Origin of the sequence: Aurantimonas endophytica, assembly GCF_014196845.1 — a bacterium.
GTDB classification, from domain to species: domain Bacteria; phylum Pseudomonadota; class Alphaproteobacteria; order Rhizobiales; family Rhizobiaceae; genus Aurantimonas; species Aurantimonas endophytica.
In genome coordinates, this window is record NZ_JACIEM010000008.1 from 2,468 (window position 1) to 5,487 (window position 3,020).

Annotated in this window: 2 rRNA genes (1 of these 2 cut by a window edge); both read left to right on the forward strand. The window is 55.2% G+C overall.

The annotated features are described in order from the left end of the window. A 23S ribosomal RNA gene (locus GGR03_RS23965) occupies positions 1–2,690 on the forward strand (it extends 147 nt beyond the left edge of the window). 196 nt (positions 2,691–2,886) lie between these two features. Then, a 5S ribosomal RNA gene (gene rrf, locus GGR03_RS23970) occupies positions 2,887–3,001 on the forward strand. The last annotated feature ends 19 nt before the right edge of the window (positions 3,002–3,020 follow it).

A 3,020-nucleotide genomic window follows, 5' to 3' on the forward strand; every position in this document is an offset into this window, starting at 1 on the left:
ATGGGGCAACCCACCTACGATTCCTGTTAAGTTTGAACCGTTCGGCGACGAACGGTTCAGATTAACAGGGGTCGGTAAAGGTATCTAACTCTGAATACATAGGGGTTAGAAGCGAACTCGGGGAACTGAAACATCTAAGTACCCGAAGGAAAGGACATCAACCGAGACTCCGTCAGTAGCGGCGAGCGAACGCGGACCAGGCCAGTGGCCTTGCAGAAGAGAAGCCGAACACGTTGGAAATCGTGGCGATATTGGGTGATAGCCCCGTAGGCATAATGCTTCGCAAGGTCCTCGAGTAAGGCGGGACACGTGAAATCCTGTCTGAAATTGGGGGGACCACCCTCCAAGCCTAAGTACTCGTGCATGACCGATAGTGAACCAGTACCGTGAGGGAAAGGTGAAAAGCACCCCGACAAGGGGAGTGAAATAGAACCTGAAACCGGATGCCTACAAACAGTTGAAGCCCAAGGTTCGTCCTGGGTGACAGCGTACCTTTTGTATAATGGGTCAGCGACTTAGTCTGGCGAGCGAGCTTAAGCCGATAGGTGGAGGCGCAGCGAAAGCGAGTCTGAACAGGGCGTTCAGTTCGTCGGATTAGACCCGAAACCGAGTGATCTAGCCATGAGCAGGCTGAAGGTGCGGTAACACGCACTGAAGGGCCGAACCCATATCTGTTGCAATAGATCGGGATGACTTGTGGCTAGGGGTGAAAGGCCAATCAAACTCGGAAATAGCTGGTTCTCCGCGAAAACTATTTAGGTAGTGCGTCGGATGAATACTCCAGGGGGTAGAGCACTGGATGGGCTAGGGGGACTCACCGTCTTACCAAACCTAACCAAACTCCGAATACCTGGAAGTACTATCCGGCAGACACACGGCGGGTGCTAACGTCCGTCGTGGAGAGGGCAACAACCCTGACCACCAGCTAAGGTCCCCAAGTTATGGCTAAGTGGGAAAGGATGTGAAGATTCCAAAACAACCAGGATGTTGGCTTAGAAGCAGCCATCATTTAAAGAAAGCGTAACAGCTCACTGGTCTAAATAAGAGTCTTTGCGCCGAAAATGTAACGGGGCTTAAGCCATACACCGAAGCTGTGGGTACGTCGCAAGACGTGCGGTAGCGGAGCGTTCCGTAGGCCGGTGAAGGGATACCCGTGAGGGGTCCTGGAGGTATCGGAAGTGCGAATGCTGACATGAGTAACGATAAAGGGAGTGAGAGACTCCCTCGCCGAAAGTCCAAGGGTTCCTGCTTAAAGTTAATCTGAGCAGGGTTAGCCGGCCCCTAAGGCGAGGCCGAAAGGCGTAGTCGATGGGAACCACGTTAATAATCGTGGGCCTGGAGGAAGTGACGGATTGCGTGTGTCGTACGGTCTTATTGGATTGATCGTGCGGCGAAGTGGTCCCAGGAAATAGCTCCTCCGTATAGACCGTACCCGAAACCGACACAGGTGGACTGGTAGAGTATACCAAGGCGCTTGAGAGAACTATGTTGAAGGAACTCGGCAAATTGCACGCGTAACTTCGGAAGAAGCGTGACCCTCATTCACGCAAGTGGGTGAGGGTGGCACAGACCAGGGGGTAGCGACTGTTTATCAAAAACACAGGGCTCTGCGAAGTCGCAAGACGACGTATAGGGTCTGACGCCTGCCCGGTGCTGGAAGGTTAAAGGGAGGGGTGCAAGCTCTGAACTGAAGCCCCAGTAAACGGCGGCCGTAACTATAACGGTCCTAAGGTAGCGAAATTCCTTGTCGGGTAAGTTCCGACCTGCACGAATGGCGTAACGACTTCCCCGCTGTCTCCAACATAGACTCAGTGAAATTGAATTCCCCGTGAAGATGCGGGGTTCCTGCGGTCAGACGGAAAGACCCCGTGCACCTTTACTATAGCTTTACACTGGCATTCGTGTCGGCATGTGTAGGATAGGTGGTAGGCTTGGAAGCATGGGCGCCAGCTCGTGTGGAGCCATCCTTGAAATACCACCCTTACCTATATGGATGTCTAACCGCGGTCCGTTATCCGGATCCGGGACAGTGTATGGTGGGTAGTTTGACTGGGGCGGTCGCCTCCCAAAGAGTAACGGAGGCGCGCGATGGTGGGCTCAGACCGGTCGGAAATCGGTCGTCGAGTGCAATGGCATAAGCCCGCCTGACTGCGAGACAGACACGTCGAGCAGAGACGAAAGTCGGTCATAGTGATCCGGTGGTCCCGCGTGGAAGGGCCATCGCTCAACGGATAAAAGGTACGCCGGGGATAACAGGCTGATGACCCCCAAGAGTCCATATCGACGGGGTTGTTTGGCACCTCGATGTCGACTCATCGCATCCTGGGGCTGGAGCAGGTCCCAAGGGTATGGCTGTTCGCCATTTAAAGCGGTACGTGAGTTGGGTTCAGAACGTCGTGAGACAGTTCGGTCCCTATCTGCCGTGGGTGTAGGAGTATTGACAGGATCTGACCCTAGTACGAGAGGACCGGGTTGGACGTACCTCTGGTGGACCTGTTGTGGCGCCAGCCGCAGTGCAGGGTAGCTATGTACGGTCGGGATAACCGCTGAAGGCATCTAAGCGGGAAACCCACCTGAAAACGAGTACTCCCTATCAGAGCCGTGGTAGACCACCACGTTGATAGGCCGGGTGTGGAAGTGCGGCAACGCATGAAGCTTACCGGTACTAATCGCTCGATCGGCTTGATCGTTCTCATTCGCCAATGTCCACCAGCCGCAAGGCTGGTCCGACATCGGCCCGTTCCAAGGACAAACGGTTCCAACGGCTAACCCCCGACGAGCCGCTTCCCGACCGCCCCAGAGGCGCGAGGGAATACGGAACAAGGCTGCAACGCCTCGCTCTTCAATCAGCACACCAGCTTCTCGATCACCCTTGCCATTTGCCGACCTGGTGGTTCTAGCGGGGCGGCCGCACCCGATCCCATTCCGAACTCGGCCGTGAAACGCCCCAGCGCCTATGATACTTCGTCTCAAGACGCGGGAAAGTCGGTCGCCGCCAGGTCTGCAAATCGCAAGCGTGA